Source organism: Brevibacterium sp. SIMBA_078 (genome assembly GCF_046534565.1).
In the GTDB taxonomy this organism is placed as follows: Bacteria; Actinomycetota; Actinomycetes; order Actinomycetales; family Brevibacteriaceae; genus Brevibacterium.
Map to the genome: position 1 here is coordinate 1 of NZ_JAWRYQ010000491.1, position 244 is coordinate 244.

Consider the following 244-nt stretch of genomic DNA (forward strand, 5'->3'; position numbering starts at 1 on the left):
GTTTCGCAAGAGGCGGTTACTAACTTCTTGCGCCACTCTAATGGCAATGAGTTAAGCATTTGTGTGTTTCGTCAGGGCCGCAAATTAAAGCTCGAGATAGCAGACAATGGCAAGGTAAAATCAATTTGCGAAGGTAATGGTCTTAAGGGAATACGGGAGAGGGCGGAACAAATTGGCGGGCAAGTTAGCATAAGCCCCTCTATGAAGGGCTTCCGACTGACATTAGCGGTTGAGGATGAATAAT

1 protein-coding gene is annotated in these 244 nt (G+C 46.3%); it reads left to right on the forward strand.

Annotated features, from left to right (window positions below; genetic code table 11):
• Positions 1–243 (forward strand): sensor histidine kinase (locus SB749_RS20525; RefSeq protein WP_410711937.1); only part of this gene is annotated, 243 nt, incomplete at its 5' end.
• Position 244 lies beyond the last annotated feature (1 nt).